The sequence below is a fragment of the Pantoea sp. B9002 genome (assembly GCF_013385945.1).
GTDB lineage: Bacteria > Pseudomonadota > Gammaproteobacteria > Enterobacterales > Enterobacteriaceae > Pantoea.
This window is the reverse complement of record NZ_JACAPA010000029.1, coordinates 1-21,428: the sequence shown is the minus strand read 5'-3', so window position 1 is coordinate 21,428 and position 21,428 is coordinate 1. Positions and strand designations below refer to the sequence as shown.

16 protein-coding genes and 1 riboswitch are annotated in these 21,428 nt (G+C 55.6%); of the genes, 11 read left to right on the top strand and 5 right to left on the bottom strand.

Going from position 1 to position 21,428, the window contains the following annotated elements; genetic code table 11:
- Position 1: 1 nt before the first annotated feature.
- Positions 2 to 2,434 carry a bifunctional aspartate kinase/homoserine dehydrogenase II gene (locus HX773_RS15345; RefSeq protein WP_176972238.1) on the top strand — a complete coding sequence of 811 codons (2,433 nt, stop codon included), beginning with the start codon at positions 2 to 4 and terminating at the stop codon, positions 2,432 to 2,434.
- Between the two features lie 218 nt (positions 2,435 to 2,652).
- A complete protein-coding gene (gene metF, locus HX773_RS15340) occupies positions 2,653 to 3,549 on the top strand; it encodes a methylenetetrahydrofolate reductase (RefSeq protein ID WP_176972237.1) in 897 nt (298 codons plus the stop codon).
- A 123-nt stretch (positions 3,550 to 3,672) separates the two neighbouring features.
- Here metF and ppc read toward each other — a convergent pair whose 3' ends face one another.
- On the bottom strand, positions 3,673 to 6,324 hold the full coding sequence (ppc, locus tag HX773_RS15335; RefSeq protein ID WP_176972236.1) for a phosphoenolpyruvate carboxylase: 2,652 nt from the start codon (positions 6,322 to 6,324) through the stop codon (positions 3,673 to 3,675).
- Between the two features lie 246 nt (positions 6,325 to 6,570).
- Positions 6,571 to 7,719, bottom strand: a complete 1,149-nt coding sequence (gene argE / locus HX773_RS15330) for an acetylornithine deacetylase (RefSeq protein ID WP_101760637.1) — start codon at positions 7,717 to 7,719, stop codon at positions 6,571 to 6,573.
- Positions 7,720 to 7,888: 169 nt separating this feature from the next.
- Here argE and argC point away from each other — a divergent pair, with 169 nt between their 5' ends.
- The 4 genes from argC (at position 7,889) to argH (ending at position 12,363) form a co-directional block, all read left to right on the top strand.
- Entirely contained in the window at positions 7,889 to 8,893 is a 1,005-nt protein-coding gene (gene argC / locus HX773_RS15325; RefSeq protein ID WP_176972235.1) for an N-acetyl-gamma-glutamyl-phosphate reductase, read from the top strand.
- A 15-nt stretch (positions 8,894 to 8,908) separates the two neighbouring features.
- On the top strand, positions 8,909 to 9,682 hold the full coding sequence (gene argB / locus HX773_RS15320) for an acetylglutamate kinase (protein WP_007885411.1): 774 nt from the start codon (positions 8,909 to 8,911) through the stop codon (positions 9,680 to 9,682).
- A gap of 14 nt (positions 9,683 to 9,696) precedes the next feature.
- A complete protein-coding gene (locus HX773_RS15315; RefSeq protein WP_176972234.1) occupies positions 9,697 to 10,914 on the top strand; it encodes an argininosuccinate synthase in 1,218 nt (405 codons plus the stop codon).
- 75 nt (positions 10,915 to 10,989) lie between these two features.
- Positions 10,990 to 12,363 (top strand): argininosuccinate lyase, encoded by a 1,374-nt coding sequence (gene argH, locus HX773_RS15310; RefSeq protein WP_176972233.1) that lies wholly within the window; start codon positions 10,990 to 10,992, stop codon positions 12,361 to 12,363.
- A gap of 212 nt (positions 12,364 to 12,575) precedes the next feature.
- Here the strand turns inward: argH and HX773_RS15305 are convergent, their stop codons facing one another.
- Entirely contained in the window at positions 12,576 to 13,310 is a 735-nt protein-coding gene (locus HX773_RS15305; protein WP_176972232.1) for a glutathione peroxidase, read from the bottom strand.
- Positions 13,311 to 13,438: 128 nt separating this feature from the next.
- Here HX773_RS15305 and oxyR point away from each other — a divergent pair, with 128 nt between their 5' ends.
- Entirely contained in the window at positions 13,439 to 14,356 is a 918-nt protein-coding gene (gene oxyR / locus HX773_RS15300; protein ID WP_008109652.1) for a DNA-binding transcriptional regulator OxyR, read from the top strand.
- Here oxyR and sthA read toward each other — a convergent pair.
- Positions 14,339 to 15,739: a Si-specific NAD(P)(+) transhydrogenase gene (gene sthA, locus HX773_RS15295; protein ID WP_008109650.1), complete on the bottom strand. Its 1,401-nt coding sequence runs from the start codon at positions 15,737 to 15,739 to the stop codon at positions 14,339 to 14,341. The genes oxyR and sthA overlap by 18 nt on opposite strands.
- A gap of 194 nt (positions 15,740 to 15,933) precedes the next feature.
- Here sthA and fabR point away from each other — a divergent pair, with 194 nt between their 5' ends.
- Positions 15,934 to 16,578 carry an HTH-type transcriptional repressor FabR gene (gene fabR / locus HX773_RS15290; RefSeq protein ID WP_176972231.1) on the top strand — a complete coding sequence of 215 codons (645 nt, stop codon included), beginning with the start codon at positions 15,934 to 15,936 and terminating at the stop codon, positions 16,576 to 16,578.
- 18 nt (positions 16,579 to 16,596) lie between these two features.
- Complete coding sequence (locus tag HX773_RS15285; RefSeq protein WP_008109647.1) at positions 16,597 to 16,950, top strand: YijD family membrane protein; 354 nt, start codon at positions 16,597 to 16,599, stop codon at positions 16,948 to 16,950.
- Between the two features lie 77 nt (positions 16,951 to 17,027).
- Here HX773_RS15285 and trmA read toward each other — a convergent pair whose 3' ends face one another.
- Positions 17,028 to 18,131: a tRNA (uridine(54)-C5)-methyltransferase TrmA gene (gene trmA / locus HX773_RS15280; protein WP_176972230.1), complete on the bottom strand. Its 1,104-nt coding sequence runs from the start codon at positions 18,129 to 18,131 to the stop codon at positions 17,028 to 17,030.
- Positions 18,132 to 18,243: 112 nt separating this feature from the next.
- Positions 18,244 to 18,425, top strand: a riboswitch (cobalamin riboswitch).
- Between the two features lie 68 nt (positions 18,426 to 18,493).
- Here trmA and btuB point away from each other — a divergent pair.
- Complete coding sequence (gene btuB, locus HX773_RS15275; protein WP_176972229.1) at positions 18,494 to 20,380, top strand: TonB-dependent vitamin B12 receptor BtuB; 1,887 nt, start codon at positions 18,494 to 18,496, stop codon at positions 20,378 to 20,380.
- Entirely contained in the window at positions 20,325 to 21,176 is an 852-nt protein-coding gene (gene murI, locus HX773_RS15270; protein WP_008109644.1) for a glutamate racemase, read from the top strand. The genes btuB and murI overlap by 56 nt, the downstream gene beginning before the upstream one ends.
- Positions 21,177 to 21,428: the final 252 nt, after the last annotated feature.

The following is a 21,428-nucleotide window of genomic DNA, read 5'->3' as shown; positions in this document are numbered from 1 at the left end:
CATGACGAGTTCAGTGGGCGCGGGAACGCCGATCAAGCAGTTGCATAAATTTGGTGGCAGTAGCCTGGCCGACGCACGTTGCTATCAGCGTGTGGCCAGCATCATGGCGGATTACAGCCAGCCAGGCGACTTAATGGTGGTCTCTGCCGCAGGCAGCACTACTAACCAGTTGATCAGCTGGCTGAAATTGAGCCAGAGCGATCGCTTATCTGCCCATCAGGTGCAACAGGCTTTACGGCGTTTTCACAGCGAGTTAATTGCTGCACTGCTGCCTGCTGAATATGCCGAAACCCTGACGTCTTCCTTTATACGCGATCTGGAAAGACTGGCGGCGCTGCTCGATGGCACCATCACCGACGCGGTGTATGCCGAAGTGGTGGGGCACGGCGAAATCTGGTCGGCGCGCTTGATGGCCGCGGTGCTGAGCCAGCGCGAGATCGAAGCCGCGTGGCTTGATGCGCGTGACTTCCTGCGTGCTGAACGTGCCGCGCAGCCGCAGGTTGATGAAGGCAAATCCTGGCCGCTGCTGCAGGAGTTGTTAACGCAGCATCCGCATAAGCGTTTGGTGGTGACCGGATTTATCAGCCGTAGCGAAGCGGGTGAAACCGTGCTGCTTGGCCGTAACGGCTCGGACTACTCGGCAACGCAGATTGGTGCGCTGGCGGGCGTGGGTCGCGTGACCATCTGGAGCGATGTGGCAGGCGTTTACAGCGCCGATCCGCGTAAAGTCTCTGATGCGTGCCTGCTGCCGCTGCTGCGTCTTGATGAAGCCAGCGAGCTGGCGCGCCTGGCTGCGCCGGTGCTGCACACCCGCACCTTGCAGCCGGTTTCCAATAGCGACATCGACTTGCAGCTGCGTTGCAGCTATCAACCGGAGCAGGGCTCGACGCGCATTGAGCGCGTGCTGGCCTCCGGCACCGGCGCGCGTATCGTCACCAGCCACGATGATGTGTGTCTGGTGGAGATTCAAATTCCCGACAATCACGATTTCAAAACCCAGCAGAAAGAGATCGATCTGCTGCTGAAGCGCGCGCAGCTGCGTCCGCTGGCGATCGGCGTGCATCCCGATCGTCGCCTGCTGCAGCTGTGTTACACCTCGGAAGTGGTGAATAGCGCCTTCAACCTGTTGCAGGACGCCGCACTGCCGGGCCATCTGCAGCTGCGCGACGGCTTAGCGCTGGTGGCGCTGGTGGGCGCGGGCGTGACGCGTAATCCGCTGCACAGCCATCGCTTCTGGCAGCAGATTAAAGATCAGCCGGTGGAGTTTGTCTGGCAATCGGAAGATCACATCAGCATCGTGGCGGTACTGCGCGTCGGCCCGACGCAGCACCTGATTCAGGGATTGCATCAGTCGCTGTTCCGCGCGGAAAAACGCATCGGCCTGATCTTGTTCGGTAAAGGCAACATCGGTTCACGCTGGCTGGAGCTGTTTGCCCGCGAGCAGGAAACGCTGTCGGCGCGTACGGGGTTTGAGTATGTGCTGGCGGGCGTGGCAGACAGCAGCCGCAGTTTGCTGAGCTACGACGGTCTGGAAGCCAGCCGCGCGTTGGCGTTCTTTGATGATGAAGCGGTTGAGCGCGATGAAGAGTCACTGTTCCTGTGGATGCGTGCGCACCCGTTTGATGATTTAGTGGTGCTGGACGTCACCGCCAGCGAGCAGCTGGCGCAGCAGTATCACGATTTCGCCAGCCACGGCTTCCACGTTATCAGCGCCAACAAGGTTGCCGGTGCGTCGAGCGGTCAGAGCTGGCGTCAGGTGCGTGATGCTTTCGCTAAAACCGGTCGTCACTGGCTGTATAACGCCACCGTCGGTGCCGGTTTGCCGGTCAATCACACGGTGCGCGATTTGCGCGAAAGCGGCGATAGCATTCTGGCGATCAGCGGCATCTTCTCCGGCACGCTGTCGTGGCTGTTCCTGCAATTTGATGGCACGGTGCCGTTTAGCGAGCTGGTCGATCAGGCGTGGCAGCAAGGCTTGACCGAACCGGACCCGCGCGTTGATTTGTCCGGGCAGGACGTAATGCGCAAGCTGGTGATTCTGGCGCGTGAAGCGGGCTACGACATCGAGCCGGATCAGGTGCGTGTCGAATCGCTGGTGCCGGCGATTTGCGACGGTGAGTCGATTGATCACTTTTTCGAAAACGCCGACGAGTTAAATGACCAGATGCTGCAGCGCCTGGAAGCAGCGCAGGAAATGGGGTTGGTGCTGCGTTACGTGGCGCGTTTCGATGCCAACGGCAAAGCGCGCGTTGGCGTGGAAGCGGTACGTCCCGAGCATCCGCTGGCCGCGCTGCTGCCGTGTGATAACGTGTTCGCCATCGAAAGCCGCTGGTATCGCGATAATCCGCTGGTGATTCGCGGACCAGGTGCAGGCCGCGATGTTACGGCGGGCGCGCTGCAATCGGATATCAACCGCCTCGCACAGCTGCTGTAATCTGCCTCACTCTGCAGACGGCATCGTCCGTCTGCACTCTTCACCTTCTCCCGACCATCATGAAACGCTTTCAGCTTGATTGAAGATTTGTCACGCCTGTTCATTAATTTTCAGTTGACGCTAGCGCGGGAATCGTTCATTTTGTGCATCTGGACGTCTAAACGGATGGATGTTCGAAGGCCGCAAAATAATCGATATGTGATGACGAGGTAATAAGGATGAGTTTCTTTCACGCCAATCAACGCGAAGCGTTGAACCAGAGCCTGGCTGAGCTGAACGGGCAAATTAATGTCTCTTTCGAATTTTTCCCGCCACGTACCAGTGAAATGGAAGAAACGTTGTGGAGCTCAATCGATCGACTGAGCAGCCTGAAGCCGAAATTCGTCTCTGTCACCTACGGCGCCAACTCTGGCGAACGTGACCGTACGCACAGCATCATTAAAGGCATTAAAGATCGTACCGGCCTGGAAGCGGCACCGCATCTGACCTGTATTGATGCCACGCGTGATGAGCTGCGCGGTATCGCGCGTGATTATTGGGATAGCGGCATTCGTCATATCGTGGCACTGCGCGGTGATTTACCGCCAGGCAGCGGCAAGCCGGAAATGTACGGTTCGGATTTGGTTGAACTGCTGAAAGAGGTTGGCGATTTTGACATCTCGGTGGCGGCCTATCCGGAAGTGCATCCCGAAGCGAAAAGCGCGCAGGCCGATTTGATCAATCTGAAACGCAAAATTGATGCCGGTGCTAACCGCGCCATCACCCAGTTCTTCTTCGACGTGGAAAGTTACCTGCGCTTCCGCGATCGCTGTGTCGCAACCGGTATCGACGTGGAAATCGTGCCGGGTATTTTGCCGGTCTCTAACTTCAAGCAGCTACAACGCTTCGCCACCATGACCAATGTGCGGGTGCCGGGCTGGATGAGTGCGATGTTTGAAGGTCTGGATAACGATCCGGAAACGCGCAAAATGGTGGGTGCCAGCGTCGCGATGGACATGGTGAAAATCCTGTCGCGGGAAGGGGTAAAGGATTTCCATTTCTATACGCTGAACCGCGCCGAGTTGAGTTACGCCATTTGCCACACGCTGGGCGTGCGTCCGGCGATAGGTGGTTAAGTTTGGTGGTCGCCATGAATGGCGACCCTACAGGTTGCCGGTTTTGTAGGGTGCGCATTCATCGCACCGGTAAACCAATAAAAAAGGAGCCAGTTGGCTCCTTTTTCACATCATGTCACTAAATTAACCGGTATTACGCATACCCGCTGCAACACCCGCGATCGTCACCATCAACGCTTGTTCAACACGCGCATCTGGCTCATCACCGCGCTCTTCCTGCGCACGTGAACGATGCAGCAGTTCAGCCTGCAACACGTTCAGTGGATCGGTATAAACGTTACGCAGCGCGATAGACTCGGCAATCCACGGTTGGTCAGCCATCAGATGGGCATCGTTCGCGATGGTCAGCACCGCTTTGATATCCGCATCAAGCTGATCGCGCAGCTGCTTGCCGAGCGACCACAGTGATTTATCCACCAGACGCTGATCGTAGTACTCCGCCAGCCACAGATCGGCTTTCGAGAACACCATCTCCAGCATGCCAAGACGTGTGGCGAAGAACGGCCACTCGCGGCACATGTTCTCCAGCTCATCCTGATGACCTTCATCCATCGCTTTCTGCAACGCGGCACCCGCGCCCAGCCAGGCTGGCAGCATCAGGCGGTTCTGCGTCCAGGCGAAGATCCACGGAATGGCACGCAGCGATTCCACACCGCCGGTTGGGCGACGTTTAGCCGGACGTGAACCCAGCGGCAATTTGCCCAGCTCCTGCTCTGGCGTGGCCGAGCGGAAATAGGGCACGAAGTCCGGGTTTTCACGCACATAGCCGCGATACATCGCGCAGGAGTGCGCCGACAGACCATTCATGATCTCCTGCCATTCGCGCTTTGGCTCCGGCGGTGGCAGCAGGTTGGCTTCCAGAATCGCACCGGTGTACAGCGACAGGCTGGCGATGGTGACTTCGGGTAAACCGTATTTGAAGCGAATCATCTCGCCCTGTTCGGTCACGCGCAGGCCACCTTTCAGGCTGCCCGGCGGTTGTGACAACAGCGCCGCATGGGCTGGCGCGCCGCCACGACCGATTGAGCCGCCGCGTCCGTGGAACAGCGTCAGCGTGATGCCCGCGCTTTCACAGGTTTTGATCAGTGCATCCTGCGCCTGATATTGCGCCCAGCTGGCGGCCATCACGCCGGCATCTTTCGCCGAGTCGGAATAGCCAATCATCACCATCTGTTTGCCATTGATAAAGCCGCGATACCAGTCGATGTTCAGCAACTGCGTCATCACGTCATTAGCGTTGTTCAGGTCATCAAGGGTTTCAAACAGCGGCGCAACCGGCATGGCGTAAGGAATGCCGGCTTCTTTCAGCAGCAGATGCACGGCCAGCACGTCCGACGGCGTTTTCGCCATGGAGATCACGTAGGAAGCAATTGAACCCTGCGGCGCTTCGGCCACCACTTTGCAGGTATCCAGCACTTCGCGCGTCTCATCGCCCGGTTCCCACTGATGCGGCAACAACGGACGCTTAGAATTCAGTTCGCGAATCAGGAAGGCTTGTTTATCGGCTTCTGACCAGCTTTCGTAATCACCGAGGCCGAGATAGCGCGTCACTTCGGCAATCGCCTGGGTATGGCGGGTGCTCTCCTGACGGATATCAATACGCACCAGCGGCACGCCGAAACACTTCACGCGGCGCAGCGTGTCCAGCAGCTGGCCGTTGGCGATGATGCCCATGCCGCACTGCTGCAGAGATTGATAGATAGCGAACAGCGGATCCCACAGCTGATCGTTGGAGACCAGCAGATCGGCCGGACGCGGCAGACGCTCGCCTTTCAGACGACGGCCCAGATAGGCCTGCGTGGTCATCAGCTGGCTGCGGATGCGCTTCAGCACCATACGATAGGGCTCCAGCGCTTCCGGATCGCCGCACAACTCGCGCACTTCGTCGCTACATTCGGACATCGACAGCTCAGAAACCAGCACGCCGATATCACGCAGGAACAGGTCCGCGGCTTTCCAGCGGCTCAGTTGCATTGCGTGGCGGGTAATCGGTGCGGTGACGTTTGGATTGCCGTCACGGTCGCCGCCCATCCACGAGGTAAATTTGATCGGCACGAAATCGACCGGCAGCTTAATGCCAAAGGTCTCTTCGACTTGTTCATTCAGCTCACGCAGGAAAGCCGGCACGCCTTGCCACAAGCTGTTTTCCACCACGGCAAAGCCCCATTTGGCTTCATCAATAGGCGTAGGACGGTATTTGCGGATCTCGTCGGTGTGCCACGCTTGCGCCACCAGCTGACGCAGACGGCGCATCACCTGGGTACGTTCGTAGTCAGAGATATCGCTGTGATCGAGTTGCTGCAAACAGCTGTTCACTTCGCCCAGCATATGGATCAGCGTGCGGCGGGTAATTTCGGTGGGGTGCGCAGTCAGCACCAGCTCCAGCGACAGCTCTTCAATCGACTGGCGGATCGCCGCTTCGCTGATATCGCCTTGCTGTTTCAGACGCTCGAAAGTCTTTTTCAGCAGCTCAGGATGGTTAGCGCCATCGCCGCTACGCGAAATGGTTTGATACTGTTCTGCCACGTTGGTGAGATTAAGGAACTGGCTAAACGCACGCGCCACCGGCAGCAGCTCGTCATTCGACAGATTTTGCAGCGTGGTCAGCAGTTCCTGACGATGAGTGTCATTTCCCGCACGGGATGACTTAGAGAGTTTACGGATGGTCTCCACCTGGTCGAGGATGTTCTCTCCTAGTGCATCCTTAATCGTATCCCCGAGCAGTTTGCCGAGCATACTGACATTACTTCGCATTGCGGAATATTGTTCGTTCATTGGACCCTGACACCCTTATCGTCTTTTTAATACTCTTACGCCCAACGGGCATAACATCGTCTTTTATCTAGCCACGTATCTTCCTGCACGTCAATTGCCTTAAATCTGCGTAAATGTGCTGCTAAATGGCGGAAATTCAAAGAATTTGCTTGCAACGAAGCGAGATAAGTTATTCTTATTATCAAATCCCGAACAATGACGGGGCAATTTGCTGATTTAACAGTGAAATGCCCCATCTGTTGTTCATCAATGACAAAAATGCTGTACGACCTGAGTGATAAGCGCATGAGTCGGCTTGATAAATGCGGTATCAATAAACTCATCAGGTTGGTGGGCTTGATTGATAGATCCCGGGCCTAAAACCAGCGTTGGGCACAACTGCTGGATAAAAGGCGCTTCAGTGCAATAGTTCACCACTTCGGTTGGCACACCCAGCAGCTTCTCCACTACTTGCACCAGCTCATGATCGGCCGGGCATTCGTAGCCTGGAATCGGCGGATGCAGCTCGCCCACGGTGAGACGTCCCGGCCAGCGCGCACTCACCGGCGCCAGCGCGTCATTCAGTAGGCCATCCAAATCGCTCAGGGTTAAGCCCGGCAGCGGACGAATATCCATGTGCAATTCACAGCAGGCGCAGATGCGGTTGGCGGCGTCGCCACCATGAATATGACCAAAGTTCATGGTGGGATAAGGAATGGCAAAACCATCGTGGTTGTAACGCTCTTTCAGCGTGTTACGCAGCTGCATCAGCTGGGTGATGGATTCATGCATCAGCTCAATAGCGTTGACGCCGCGCGACGGATCGCTGGAGTGGCCCGATTGCCCCTGAATACGAATCACATTCGACAGATGACCTTTATGCGCGCGCACCGGCTTAAGCGAGGTGGGCTCGCCGATGATGGCGCAATCCGGACGCAATTGGGTGGATTCAGAGAAATACTTCGCGCCCGCCATGGTGGTCTCTTCGTCGGCGGTGGCGAGGACGTAGAGCGGCTTGCTGAGTTTGGTCACGTCAACGTCACGCAGCGCATCCAGAATAAAGGCGAAGAAACCTTTCATATCGGCGGTGCCGAGGCCGTACAGCTTGTTGTCGTGTTCGGTCAGCGTGAAAGGATCGCGCGTCCAGCGGCCATCATCGTAAGGCACGGTGTCGGTATGACCCGCCAATAACAAGCCGCCTGCGCCCAATCCGCTGCGCGCCAGCATGTTGAATTTATGCCGCGTGCCAGGCACCGGCTGCACTTCAACACTGAAGCCAATATCGCGGAACCAGCCGGCCAGCAAATTGATTAAAGTTTCATTACTCTGATCCAGTGCGCTGTCGGTTGCGCTGATTGATGGCGTGGCAATCAACTGGCGGTAGAGTTCGATAAAAGGTGGTAATTTTGTCTTCACTGTTGACGGTCCTTGGGTTAGGATGTATCAATATTCATGCATTAATAGTGAATAAAAATACAATAACGTCGCTTGCATGTGAAGCATCAAATCTTCTGCAAACGGCATTCTGGGCAACGGGGCAAGGCCGCGACCCGATACGTGTGACTGTAATAAGGTATACAGCCTGATGTTGAATACGCTGATCGTTGGTGCCAGTGGTTACGCTGGCGTAGAGCTTGCCACCTACCTGAATCGCCATCCGCATATGAACATAACCGCTTTGGCGGTTTCAGCGCAAAGCCCGGATGCTGGAAAGTTATTGTCGGATTTGCATCCGCAGCTCAAAGGCATTGTCGATTTGCCGCTGCAGCCGCTGAGCGACGCCGCTGAATGGGCCGACAAAGTGGATGTGGTGTTCCTCGCCACCGCCCACGAAGTCAGCCACGATCTGGCACCCGAATTCCTCAAAGCAGGTTGCGTGGTGTTTGATCTTTCCGGCGCGTTCCGCGTAAACAACGACGCTTTCTATACGCAATATTACGGTTTCAGCCATCAGCATCAGGATTGGCTGGACAAGGCGGTTTACGGCCTGGCCGAATGGCAGCACGACAAAATCAAAGACGCGGAGCTGGTTGCGGTGCCGGGTTGCTACCCAACCGCAGCCCAGCTTTCGCTGAAACCGCTGATCGCAGCGGGCCTGCTTAACGATGCACAGTGGCCAGTGATCAACGCCACCAGCGGCGTGAGCGGCGCAGGGCGCAAAGCCAACGTTGGCACCAGCTTCTGTGAAGTGAGCTTGCAGCCATACGGCCTGTTTAATCATCGTCATCACCCGGAAATTGTGGCGCATCTCGGTACGCCGGTGATCTTCACGCCACATCTGGGCAGCTTCCCGCGCGGGATTTTGTCGACCACCACTTGCCGCCTGAAAGCGGGCGTGACCCAGCAGGATGTGGCCGATGCTTTCCATAACGCCTACCACGACAAACCGCTGGTGCGCGTGTATGACAAAGGCGTACCGGCGCTGAAAGCGGTGGTCGGTTTGCCGTTCTGCGACATCGGCTTCGCCATGCAGGGCGAGCACCTGATTGTTGTGGCTGCCGAAGATAACCTGCTGAAAGGTGCCTCATCGCAGGCGGTTCAGTGTTTGAACATTCGTTTCGGCTTCCCCGAAACGCTGTCTCTGATTTAACGAACGGATAACGCAATGAATCCATTGATCATTAAACTGGGTGGCGTGCTGCTGGATAGCGAAGAAGCGCTGGCCCGTCTGTTTGATGCCCTGCTGGCATATCGCAATGAACATCAGCGTCCGCTGATCATTGTGCACGGCGGCGGTTGCGTGGTGGACGAGCTGATGAAGAAGCTCGCGCTGCCGGTGAAAAAGAAGAACGGTTTGCGCGTGACGCCAGCCGATCAGATTGACATTATTACCGGTGCGTTAGCCGGTACCGCCAACAAAACGCTGCTGGCGTGGGCGAAGAAATATGGCATCGGCGCAGTGGGCTTGTGCCTCGGCGACGCCGGTTTGGTCAATGTGGCGCAGTTCGATGAAGAGCTGGGACACGTTGGCAACGCAACGCCAGGTAATCCGGCGTTGGTGAATACGCTGCTGGCGGCGGGCTACATGCCGGTCATCAGCTCAATTGGCATTACCGACGGCGGCGAGTTGATGAACGTCAATGCTGATCAGGCGGCAACCGCGCTGGCGGCGACCATTGGCGCTGACTTAGTGTTGTTGTCAGACGTCAGCGGCATTCTCGATGGCAAAGGTCAGCGCATTGAAGAGATGACCGCCGCGAAAGCGGAACAGCTGATTGCGCAGGGCATCATCACCGATGGCATGATCGTGAAAGTGAACGCGGCGCTCGATGCCGCCCGCACGCTCGGTCGCCCGGTCGATATCGCCAGCTGGCGTCATGCTGAACAACTGCCAACCCTTTTCAACGGCGTGTCGATTGGCACCCGGATTCTCGCATAATCAAGGATTAAGACATGAGCACGCAAAACATCAAAAAAATCGTTCTGGCCTACTCAGGCGGCCTGGATACTTCAGCCATCATTCCATGGTTGAAAGAGAACTACGGTGGTTGTGAAGTGGTGGCGTTCGTGGCGAACATTGGCCAGGATCCCGCTGATCTGGAAGGCGTAGAGAAGAAAGCGCTGCAGTCTGGTGCGTCTGAGTGCCACGTGGCCGATCTGCGTGAAGAGTTCATCAGCGAATACGTTTATCCGGTTCTGCAGACCGGCGCCCTGTACGAAGGCACTTATCTGCTGGGTACCTCAATGGCGCGTCCGATTATCGCTAAAGCCCAGGTTGAGCTGGCGCTGAAAGTGGGCGCAGATGCGCTGTGCCACGGTGCAACCGGTAAAGGTAACGATCAGGTGCGTTTTGAAACCACCTACACCGCGCTGGCTCCACAGCTGAAAGTGGTTGCGCCATGGCGTGAGTGGGACCTGCGTTCACGTGAAGCGCTGCTGGATTACCTGAAAGAGCGCAATATTCCGACCACCGCGTCGCTGGAAAAAATCTACAGCCGTGATGAGAACGCCTGGCACATCTCTACCGAAGGCGGCGTGCTGGAAAGCCCAGCGAATGCACCGAACAAAGATTGCTGGGTGTGGACCGTAGATCCGCTGGAAGCGCCAGATCAGCCAGAAAACGTCACCGTCACCGTTGAGAAAGGTGGCGTGGTAGCGGTGAATGGCGAGAAGCTGAGCCCGTTCCAGTGCCTGGAAAAACTCAACGTGCTGGGCGCGAAACACGGCGTGGGTCGTATCGACATCGTGGAAAACCGTCTGGTGGGCATCAAGTCCCGCGGCTGCTACGAAACCCCGGGCGGCACCATCATGGTTAACGCGCTGCGTGCGGTTGAGCAGCTGGTGCTGGATCGCGATAGCTTCAAATGGCGTGAGCAGCTGGGCCATGAAATGTCTTACGTGGTTTACGATGGCCGCTGGTTCGCGCCGCTGCGTAAATCTATCCAGGCCGCTGCTGAATCACTGGCAGAAGAGGTGAATGGCGAAGTGGTACTGCAGCTGTATAAAGGCCACGCCACGGCGATTCAGAAAACGTCCGCTAACAGCCTGTACTCTGAAGAGTTCGCCACCTTTGGCGAAGACGAAGTTTACGATCACCGTCACGCGGGCGGCTTTATCCGCTTGTTCTCACTCTCATCACGCATTCGCGCGCTGAACGAGCAGAAGAAGTAATACCGCGGCAATCGACATATTTTGCAAGGGCGGCTTCGGGCCGCCTTTTCTATAACGGATTCAGGAGTAATTCAGATGGCACTTTGGGGCGGACGTTTTTCGCAGGCAGCAGACCAACGGTTCAAACAGTTCAACGACTCGCTGCGTTTTGACTATCGCCTGGCCGAGCAGGACATTACCGGCTCGATTGCCTGGTCAAAAGCGCTGGTGACGGTCAACGTGCTGACTAATGAAGAGCAGCAACAGCTGGAAAGCGCGTTGAATGAGCTGCTGGCCGAGGTACGCGCCAATCCTGAGCAGATTCTGCAAAGCGATGCGGAAGATATTCACAGCTGGGTGGAAGGCAAGCTGATCGACAAAGTCGGCGCGCTGGGCAAGAAATTGCATACAGGACGTAGCCGTAACGATCAGGTCGCGACCGATCTGAAACTGTGGTGCAAAGAGCAAGTTGCCGTGCTGCTGGAGGCGACGCGCGAACTGCAATCGGCGCTGGTCACCACGGCACAAGCCAATCAGGACGCGGTGATGCCGGGTTACACACACCTGCAGCGTGCGCAGCCGGTGACTTTCGCGCATTGGTGCCTGGCGTACGTTGAGATGCTGGCGCGTGACGAGAGCCGTCTGCAGGATGCGTTGAAGCGTATGGATGTCAGTCCGCTGGGTTGCGGCGCGCTGGCGGGTACCGCTTACGAGATCGATCGTCAGCAGCTGGCCGGCTGGTTAGGTTTTGCTTCTGCCACGCGTAACAGCCTTGATACCGTTTCCGATCGCGATCACGTGCTGGAGCTGCTGTCAGACGCCTCGATTGGCATGGTGCATCTGTCGCGATTTGCTGAAGATCTGATCTTCTTCAACACCGGTGAAGCGGGCTTCCTTGAGCTGTCGGATAAAGTCACTTCCGGCTCTTCGCTGATGCCGCAGAAGAAGAACCCGGATGCGCTGGAGCTGATCCGTGGTAAATGTGGCCGTGTGCAAGGTGCGCTGACCGGCATGATGATGACGCTGAAAGGCCTGCCGCTGGCGTATAACAAAGATATGCAGGAAGACAAAGAAGGGCTGTTCGATGCGCTCGATACCTGGCTCGACTGCCTGCATATGTCGGTGCTGGTGCTGGACGGCATTCAGGTAAAACGCCCGCGTTGTCAGGAAGCCGCTGAGCAGGGCTACGCCAACTCGACCGAGCTGGCCGATTATCTGGTGGCAAAAGGCGTTCCGTTCCGCGAAGCCCATCACATTGTGGGTGAAACCGTGGTGGAAGCGATCAAGCAAGGCGTGGCGCTGGAAGCGCTCACTCTGGCGCAGTTGAAGCAGTTCAGTGCGGTGATTGAGGATGACGTGTATCCGATTCTGTCGCTGCAATCCTGCCTCGATAAGCGTAATGCGCAGGGCGGCGTGTCACCGCAGCAAGTTGCGTTTGCCATCGGCGAAGCGCAGAAGCGTTTAGGTTAAAAGCTATGCGCAATAAATTGCGCCGCTACGGTATGTGCAGGAATGCGTAGCGGCGCGATTTATCGCGCTCTGTTGATATCCAGCAGGCGAGCGACAAGCAAAAAAAAGCGGGCACCTCTTCGGTAGCCCGCCAACCTCTAGCTTCGGAATTACATATTGTTATAGGCACATCATCAAGGGCAGGCCACTCCCGGCCAGCACAGTGATTGGTTTTAAGCAGATTGCAGGTACTGCTCCAGATCGTCGCTACCGCCAATATGACGACCACCGATAAAGACCTGAGGCACCGTGGCGCGGCCTGATACCGCACGCAGACTCACGGTTGTGGCATCTTGCCCCAGCACAATTTCTTCAAATGCGATGCTGTGATCGATCAACAGCTGTTTCGCTTTGGTGCAGAACGGGCAACCCGGCTTAGTAAACAGCGACACAGATTCCTGCACTTTAAATTCAGGCGCCAGATAACGCAGCAGCGTATCGGCATCGGACACTTCAAACGGATCGCCCGGCTTGTTGGGTTCGACAAACATCTTCTCGATCACGCCGTTGCGCACCAGCATCGAATAACGCCAGGAGCGCGGACCAAAACCGACATCGGCTTTTTCGACCAGCATATTCATGCCGCGCGTGAAGTCGCCATTGCCGTCCGGGATAAAGGTGATATGTTCAGCGCGCTGATCGGCTTTCCACGCATTCATGACAAAAGTATCGTTCACTGACACGCACAGAATGCTGTCGACACCGTGCTGTGCAAAGGTGCTGAACAGCTCGTTGTAGCGCGGCAGGTGGCTCGATGAGCAGGTTGGCGTAAACGCACCCGGCAGCGAGAACACGATAACGGTTTTGTCTTTGAACAGTTCGTCAGTGGTGATATCAACCCAGCGATCGCTCTGACGCGTGTGAAAGGTGACCTGCGGTACGGCTTTGCCTTCCTGGCTTGCGAACATATCTTCTCCTCACAATTCAATGGTCTTAATCAGATGAGGCGTATTATTCCCGCTCGCGCCTTGATAGGGCCAATCGTTCATTGCTATTCTATCTATCGCCACGGGCTATCGTGGTTTGGAGGATTTCAATGAATATTCGTGATCTCGAATACCTGGTTTCACTTGCGGAGCATCGCCATTTCCGGCGTGCAGCTGACGCATGTCATGTCAGCCAACCCACCTTAAGTGGACAGATTCGTAAGCTGGAAGATGAACTTGGTGTGATGCTGCTGGAGCGTACCAGCCGTAAGGTGTTGTTTACTCAGGCTGGACTGTTGCTGGTGGATCAAGCGCGAACCGTGCTGCGCGAAGTGAAAGTGCTGAAGGAGATGGCGAGCCAGCAGGGCGAAGCGATGTCTGGACCGCTGCACATTGGGTTGATTCCAACCACCGGGCCGTATCTGCTGCCGCACATCATTCCGATGCTGCACAAAACCTTCCCCAAACTCGAAATGTACCTGCATGAAGCGCAGACGCAACAACTGCTGGCACAGCTCGACAGCGGTAAGCTCGATTGCGCCATCGTAGCGTTGGTGAAAGAGAGTGAAGCCTTTATTGAGGTGCCGCTGTTTGATGAGCCAATGACGCTGGCGGTGTATGCCGATCATCCGTGGCGCGATCGCGATCGCGTGCCGATGTCGGATCTGGCCGGTGAGAAATTGCTGATGCTGGAAGATGGGCACTGCCTGCGCGATCAGGCGATGGGCTTCTGCTTCGAAGCCGGTGCCGATGAAGATACGCATTTCCGCGCCACCAGTCTGGAAACGCTGCGCAACATGGTTGCCGCCGGAAGCGGCATTACCTTGCTGCCTGCGCTGTCCGTGCCGAATGAACGCGAACGTGATGGCGTTTGCTATTTACCGTGCTACAAGCCGGTGCCGCAGCGCACCATTGCGTTGGTCTATCGTCCAGGATCGCCTCTGCGCAGCCGCTATGAGCAGTTGGCAGAAGCAATCAAAACCCACATGAAGGGTTATCTGGATACCTCGTTAAAACAGGCGGTTTAAGCCGTTTAACGCTGCCACGCGATAGGCTTCGGCCATGGTGGGATAGTTGAAGGTGGTATTCACGAAGTACTCAATCGTGTTGCCGCCGTTCTTCTGTTCCATGATGGCCTGGCCGATGTGAATGATCTCCGCAGCACGCTCGCCAAAGCAGTGAATCCCTAAAATCTCTTTGGTTTCGCGGTGGAACAGAATCTTCAGGCTGCCGACGTGCATGCCAACAATCTGCGCACGCGCCAGATGTTTAAACTGCGCACGACCCACTTCATACGGCACTTTCATCGCAGTCAGCTGCTGTTCGGTTTTACCCACTGAGCTGATCTCCGGAATGGTGTAAATCCCGGTTGGAATATCCTCGATCAGATGCGCGGTGGCTTCACCTTTGATGATCGCCTGCGCGGCAATGCGGCCCTGATCGTAAGCAGCAGAAGCCAGGCTTGGATAACCAATCACGTCGCCGACCGCGTAGATATGCGGCAGCGCGGTTTGATACATGCTATTCACCTTCAACAGGCCACGACCATCCGCTTCCAGTCCGACGTTTTCCAGCGCCAGTGAATCGGTGTTACCGGTTCGACCGTTTGCGTACAGCAGGCAATCGGCTTTCACTTTTTTGCCCGATTTAAGGTGAATAATCACTCCGTCATCGACGCCTTCAATCTTCTCGAACTCTTCGTTGTGACGAATCACCACGCCGCTGTTCCAGAAGTGATAGGAGAGGGAATCTGACATCTCCTGATCGAGGAACGCCAGCAGACGGTCGCGGGTGTTGATCAGGTCAACCTTGACGTTTAGGCCGCGGAAAATCGAGGCATATTCACAGCCAATCACGCCGGCGCCATAAATGATGACGTGGCCAGGTTCATGGTGCAGGTTGAGGATGGAGTCGGAATCGTAAACGCGCGGATGGGTAAAATCGACATCCGCTGGATGATACGGGCGAGAACCGCAGGCGATCACGAATTTCTCTGCGGTTAAGCGCTCGCGGGTGCCGTCGGGTTGTTCCACTTCGATGGTGTTGGCATCAACAAATCGGGCATCGCCCTGATAAAGTTCACAGCGGTTGCGCTCGTAGAAGCCCTGACGCATCGCGGTTTGCTGACTGATAACGTTCTCGGTGTGGTTGAGAATGTCGGCGAATGAGGAGCGCAGGAGTCGGGTGTGATCGCTGTAAAGTGGGTTTTGATTGAACTCGATGATACGGCTGACAGCGTGACGCAGGGCTTTGGAAGGGATGGTTCCCCAGTGAGTACAACCGCCGCCGATGTTGTGGTAGCGTTCGATCACTGCAATACGCGCTCCCTGCTTCACCAGCCCCATCGCCGCACCTTCGCCGCCCGGACCGGAGCCAATCACAATGGCATCGTAATCGTAAGACTTTTGCATACCAGTACGTCCTATTTTTTTATCACATTTTTACAACGAGATTCTAACATCTCGCCGCGCACATCTGAATTCTAACAGCGTAAATTGCTGAAGTTTGACAAAGCGTGAGGTTCACAGGCGTTCACAAAGTTTGCACCGCTGTACGCTGAAAAGTTTGTTATAGTGCCTGCCAAATCACCTAAAAGGCCGGGAAAATGGGCGTCAGAGCGCTACAAAAAGAACGTACACGACGTTCACTGATTGAAGCTGCCTTCAGTCAGTTAAGTGCAGAAAGGAGTTTTGCCAGCCTGAGTTTGCGCGAAGTTGCACGCGAAGCGGGGATTGCGCCGACCTCATTTTATCGTCACTTCCGCGATGTCGACGAGCTGGGCTTGACCATGGTGGACGAAAGCGGCTTGATGCTGCGTCAGTTAATGCGTCAGGCGCGCCAGCGTATTGCGAAGGGCGGCAGCATCATCAAAACCTCGGTGGCAACTTTTATGGAGTTCATCGGGAACAATCCCAACGCTTTTCGGCTCTTACTACGCGAGCGATCCGGAACCTCGGCGGCCTTTCGTGCCGCAGTCGCCCGTGAGATTCAGCACTTCATCGCCGAACTGGCCGATTATCTTGAACTGGAAAATCGCATGCCGCGCAGCTTCACCGAAGCGCAGGCCGAAGCCATGGTAACGATTGTGTTTAGCGCGGGTGCCGAAGCGCTGGACGTTGATATTGAGCAGCGCCGTAAGCTTGAGGATCGATTAGTGCTGCAGCTGCGCATGATCGCCAAAGGCGCTTATTACTGGTATCGCCGGGAGCAAGAGCGTCTGGCGGTTACCCTGGAAAAAAACGAAGAGTAATGTGATAAGGATAATGAAATGATTGAGCAAAACCCACGCGATAAAGGAACGCTTTTATTGGCTTTTATCACCGGTTTAGCGATCAACGGCTCCTTTTCGGTGCTGTTCAGCACGTTTGTTCCCTTTTCGATATTCCCGCTGATTGCGCTTGGTCTCGCGGCCTGGTGTTTGCATCAGCGTTATCTCAACCGCAATATGCCAGACGGCATGCCTTCACTGGCGGCGGCGTTCTTCCTGCTGGGTATTTTGGTTTATAGCGCGCTGGTGCGGGCTGAATATCCGGATATCGGCTCCAACTTCATCCCGACCATACTGATGGTGGCGCTGGTGTTCTGGATTGGGATGCGTTTCCGCCGTAAAAACCGTAACTAAGGTTTCTGTCTGCTGTTCGGTGCGCATCAATGCGCACCTTACAAAACCCGTGGTCGCCATCGATGGCGACCGATTCATCAGGCCTTGCGCGTCAGCAGCACGCCGCACTCCATATGATGGGTATACGGGAACTGATCGAACAGCGCCAGACGTGTGACATCATGCGTTTCTCCCAGCACCGCGAGGTTGTCACACAGCGTTTGCGGGTTGCAGGAGATATAAAGGATGCGCGGATAGGCCTGCACCATCTTCACGGTTTCCTCATCCAGCCCGCTGCGTGGCGGATCAACGAAAATGGTTTCGCACTGATAGCTCTTCAGGTCGATGCCTTCTAAACGATTGAAGCTGCGCACACCCGTCATCGCCTGGGTAAACTCTTCAGCGGCCATACGAATAATCTGCACGTTATCAATATGGTTGGCGGCAATGTTGTATTGCGCGGACGCGACCGACGGCTTGGCAATCTCCGTGGCCAATACGCGGCGGAAGTTACGCGCCAGCGCCAGCGAGAAGTTGCCGTTACCGCAATAGAGTTCCAGCAGATCGCCACGCGAATCCTGCGTCACGTCCAGCGCCCACTCCAGCATCTGAATATTCATCGCTGCGTTTGGCTGGGTGAAGCTGTTCTCCACCTGACGATAAATCATCTCTTTCCCCGCGACTGGCAGGCGCTCATCCACGTAATCGCGATCGAGGCAGATTTTGGTTTTGGTGGCGCGGCCAATCAGCTGCACGTCAAAGCCTTCGGCACGCAGGCTGTCGCGCAGGGCGCTGGCGGCGGCAGTCCACTCTTCTTCCAGCTTGCGGTGATAGAGCAGCGAGATGACGATTTGGTTGCTCATCGTCGACAGGTAATCGATCTGGAACAGTTTGAAACGCAGCGCGCGGTTGTCGCGGATCGCCGCGATCAGTTTTGGCATCAGCTGGTTGATCAATTCACTGGCCGCCGGGAATTGATCGACGCGGATACGTTGCTTGGTCTGTTGATCAAAGATGATGTGGTAGAGATCGTCTCCGTCGTGCCAGATGCGGAATTCGGCACGCATCCGATAGTGGCTGACCGGCGAACGGAACACCTCCACGTCGGGCGCGGCAAAGGGCACCATCATCGCCTGTAAGCGGCTGACTTTTTCCGCCAGTTGCGCGTCGTATTGTTCAATCGGGAGCTGTTCGGGTGTCATCTTTAATCCTGGTAATAAGCTGGCTTGCCGGGCGATTGTAGGCATTCAACTGCTGATGTCCAGCCCTGCGGAAAACAAGATGGCTGGAAGTCTGGATTTCCGGCCTTCCTGGCCGTAGACTGCGCCTGCCGGCCTCCTTGAGTTAAAAGGGAATCCAGTGTGAATCTGGAGCTGACGCGCAGCGGTAATGAATGTCGTGGTGATGGCAATTACAAACACTGTCCTGCCGGATGGGAAGTTTTTCACCATTTATGATTCTCAGCCCGAAGACCTGCCGGTGTGACGTCGCAATACATACGACCATCGCGAGCTATTGGTCGTAGTCGTGCGGCATCCTGCTTCGTCTTTTGGATGCTATAACAATGAAAAAAACACCTGCTTCGCTGTTTGCCTTCAGTGCAACGGCGTTGTCTCTCTGGGCGCAATTTGGCTACGCTCAGCAGAATGATGATACGCAAATCGTTACCGCTAACCGCTTCGCACAGCCGGTCTCATCGGTGCTGGCTTCTACTTCTGTTGTCACCCGTGACGAGATCGATCAGTGGCAATCCAAGAACCTGCTGGAAGTGTTGCGTCGCTTGCCGGGTGTGGACATCGCGCAAAGCGGTGGCATTGGGCAAAGCGCTTCTATGTATGTGCGTGGTTCGGAAGCGCGCCATACGCTGATTCTGATTGACGGTGTGCCGTTCTCTAAACCCGGCATTACCGGCGTTGCTGACTTCAATCAAATCCCTGTTTCTATCATCCAGCGCGTTGAGTTCATTCGTGGCCCGCGCTCTGCCGTTTACGGCGCTGATGCGATTGGCGGCGTGGTGAATGTCATCACGCAAAACCCGAATAATCAAAACTCGCTGACTGCTGGCTTTGGTTCGAAGGGCTATCAGGAATACAGCGGCGGAATCAATCAAAATGTCACGGACCAGACGCGCGTAACGGTGGCGGGCTCTTATCAGGCCACCAACGGCTACAACGTTCAGCCGGGCTCAACGTCTCCGACCGATCGCGATCGCGATGGCTGGCGCAATAAGGCGTTCTGGGCTGGCGTTGACCACAAGTTTAACGATGCGTTTTCTGGCTTCTTCCGGGGTTACGGCTACGCCGCGAACTCAGATTACGATGCGGGTTATGTCGGTGGTCAGGATGAGCAACAGATCTATAACCACTCGTTTGATACTGGTCTGCGCTTTAATAAAGAGGATTACTCCTCGCAGCTGACCGCCAGCTATCAAAAGTACAAAATCTATAACTACGTTGGGTCTGATGGCCGCTATGCGGATTCCAATAGCCTGGATGACATGGAGCAGCGCAACCTGCAGTGGGGCAACACCTTTGCGGTGGGGCATGGCATGGTCAGCGCGGGTCTGGATTGGCAGCAGCAGAAACTGAGCTCGGTGGGACAACTCTATTCTGGCGCACCGCGTGACGAAGATGGCTACAAGCAAGACAACACCGGTGCTTACCTGACGGCTCAGCAGCAGTTTGGCAATGTCACGCTTGAAGGTTCGGCGCGTGGCGATGATAACCAGGACTTTGGCCGTCATGGCACCTGGCAAACGGCTGCGGGTTGGGAGTTTGTGCCGGGTTATAAGGCATCACTCTCTTACGGTACGGGTTTCCAGGCGCCGACGTTAGGCCAGCTATATGGTCTGAAGCGCTTTGGTATCAGCTCTAATCCCGATCTGAATCCTGAGAAATCAAAACAGTGGGAAGCCGCGCTGGAAGGTTTAACCGGTCCGGTTAATTGGCGTGTTGCGGCGTATCACAACAAAGTCAGCAATCTCATTACCTACGCTTCTGATCCTGTGACTTTTGAGGGCGGCTATTACAATGAAAAAGCCGTTACGCTGAAAGGTATTGAAGCAACCGCTGATTTTGATACCCGCTTCCTTCATCACCAAATCACTTTGGGTTATCTGGATGCTCGTCGTGATTCAGATGGTGAAACGCTGGCGCGTCGTGCGCGTGAGCAAGCTAAATATCAGCTGGGTATGACGGTGTATGACTTTGATATTGATGTCATCTACCAGTACTTCGGTAAGCGCTACGATAACAACACCAGCGAATATGCCAGCGAGCAGCGTCGTTTATCGAGTTACAGCACGGTAGATCTCGCTGTCTCGTATCCGGTCACATCACAGCTCACCGTTCGTGGTAGAATTGCCAACCTGTTCGATAAAGATTATGAGACAGCGTATGGCTATCCAACTCCAGGAACGGAGTATTACCTCAGCGCCAGCTACAGCTTCTGATCTGCGTCCCACCGTGCTGGTGTTTGACTCCGGCGTGGGTGGGCTCTCCGTTTATGATGAGGTCCGGCATTTACTGCCGGATCTTCACTATCTCTACGCCTTCGATAATGAAGGTTTCCCGTACGGCGAAAAATCCGAAGACTTTATTGTCGAGCGCGTGGTGGCGGTGGTGACGGCTATCACTCAGCGTTTCCCGCTTGCGCTGGTGATCATCGCCTGTAACTCGGCCAGCACCATCTCTTTGCCGGCTCTGCGTGAGCGCTTCGAATTCCCGGTTGTGGGGGTGGTGCCTGCGATTAAACCTGCTGCGCGTCTGACGCGTAATGGCGTGGTGGGATTGCTGGCCACGCGCGGCACGGTGAAACGTCCTTATACCCATGAGTTAGTGGCGCAATTTGCCCGCGACTGCAAAATCGAAATGCTCGGTTCTGCTGAGCTGGTGGAACTGGCGGAAGCCAAGCTGCATGGCGAAGATGTTGAGTTGGCTGATGTGCGACGCGCTGTGCAACCCTGGCTACGCATGAAAGAGCCACCCGATACCGTGGTTCTCGGATGTACGCATTTCCCTTTACTGCGTGATGAGCTGCAATTGGTGCTGCCAGAAGGGACAAGGTTGGTGGATTCGGGCGCGGCTATTGCGCGTCGTACCGTTTGGTTATTAGAGCATGAAGCACCGCAGGCGGTTTCATCCGGTCAGAATTTAGCGTTCTGTACGCGTATGGATGATGAAGTGACGAAATTGTCACCGATTTTGCAGCGTTATGGCTTCCCGTTGCTGGAAAAATTAGCAGTTTAGTGGTGTTTCGACGAAAAAATCAGCACTCGGAAATTAATTTGAAATTAGCGCTTGTCAGCTCCGAAGAAATCCCTATACTGCGCCTCCACTGACACGGAACAACGGCTTACGAAGCGATGTGTTCAGGAGGTGGTCTTCAAGGCAACCTTCAGAAAAGCAAAAATAAATGCTTGACTGAGAATGCGGAAAGCGTAATATACGCATCCCGCGCCGCTAGAGAAATCGCGGCATGCTCTTTAACAATTTATCAGA

Bases quoted from the DNA above. Each gene is read 5' to 3' on its own strand.
- HX773_RS15345 (WP_176972238.1), top strand. From the start codon at position 2: ATGACGAGTTCAGTGGGCGCGGGAACGCCGATCAAGCAGTTGCATAAA.
- metF (WP_176972237.1), top strand. From the start codon at position 2,653: ATGAGTTTCTTTCACGCCAATCAACGCGAAGCGTTGAACCAGAGCCTG.
- ppc (WP_176972236.1), bottom strand. From the start codon at position 6,324: ATGAACGAACAATATTCCGCAATGCGAAGTAATGTCAGTATGCTCGGC.
- argC (WP_176972235.1), top strand. From the start codon at position 7,889: ATGTTGAATACGCTGATCGTTGGTGCCAGTGGTTACGCTGGCGTAGAG.
- argB (WP_007885411.1), top strand. From the start codon at position 8,909: ATGAATCCATTGATCATTAAACTGGGTGGCGTGCTGCTGGATAGCGAA.
- HX773_RS15315 (WP_176972234.1), top strand. From the start codon at position 9,697: ATGAGCACGCAAAACATCAAAAAAATCGTTCTGGCCTACTCAGGCGGC.
- argH (WP_176972233.1), top strand. From the start codon at position 10,990: ATGGCACTTTGGGGCGGACGTTTTTCGCAGGCAGCAGACCAACGGTTC.
- HX773_RS15305 (WP_176972232.1), bottom strand. From the start codon at position 13,310: ATGTTCGCAAGCCAGGAAGGCAAAGCCGTACCGCAGGTCACCTTTCAC.
- oxyR (WP_008109652.1), top strand. From the start codon at position 13,439: ATGAATATTCGTGATCTCGAATACCTGGTTTCACTTGCGGAGCATCGC.
- sthA (WP_008109650.1), bottom strand. From the start codon at position 15,739: ATGCAAAAGTCTTACGATTACGATGCCATTGTGATTGGCTCCGGTCCG.
- fabR (WP_176972231.1), top strand. From the start codon at position 15,934: ATGGGCGTCAGAGCGCTACAAAAAGAACGTACACGACGTTCACTGATT.
- HX773_RS15285 (WP_008109647.1), top strand. From the start codon at position 16,597: ATGATTGAGCAAAACCCACGCGATAAAGGAACGCTTTTATTGGCTTTT.
- trmA (WP_176972230.1), bottom strand. From the start codon at position 18,131: ATGACACCCGAACAGCTCCCGATTGAACAATACGACGCGCAACTGGCG.
- btuB (WP_176972229.1), top strand. From the start codon at position 18,494: ATGAAAAAAACACCTGCTTCGCTGTTTGCCTTCAGTGCAACGGCGTTG.
- murI (WP_008109644.1), top strand. From the start codon at position 20,325: ATGGCTATCCAACTCCAGGAACGGAGTATTACCTCAGCGCCAGCTACA.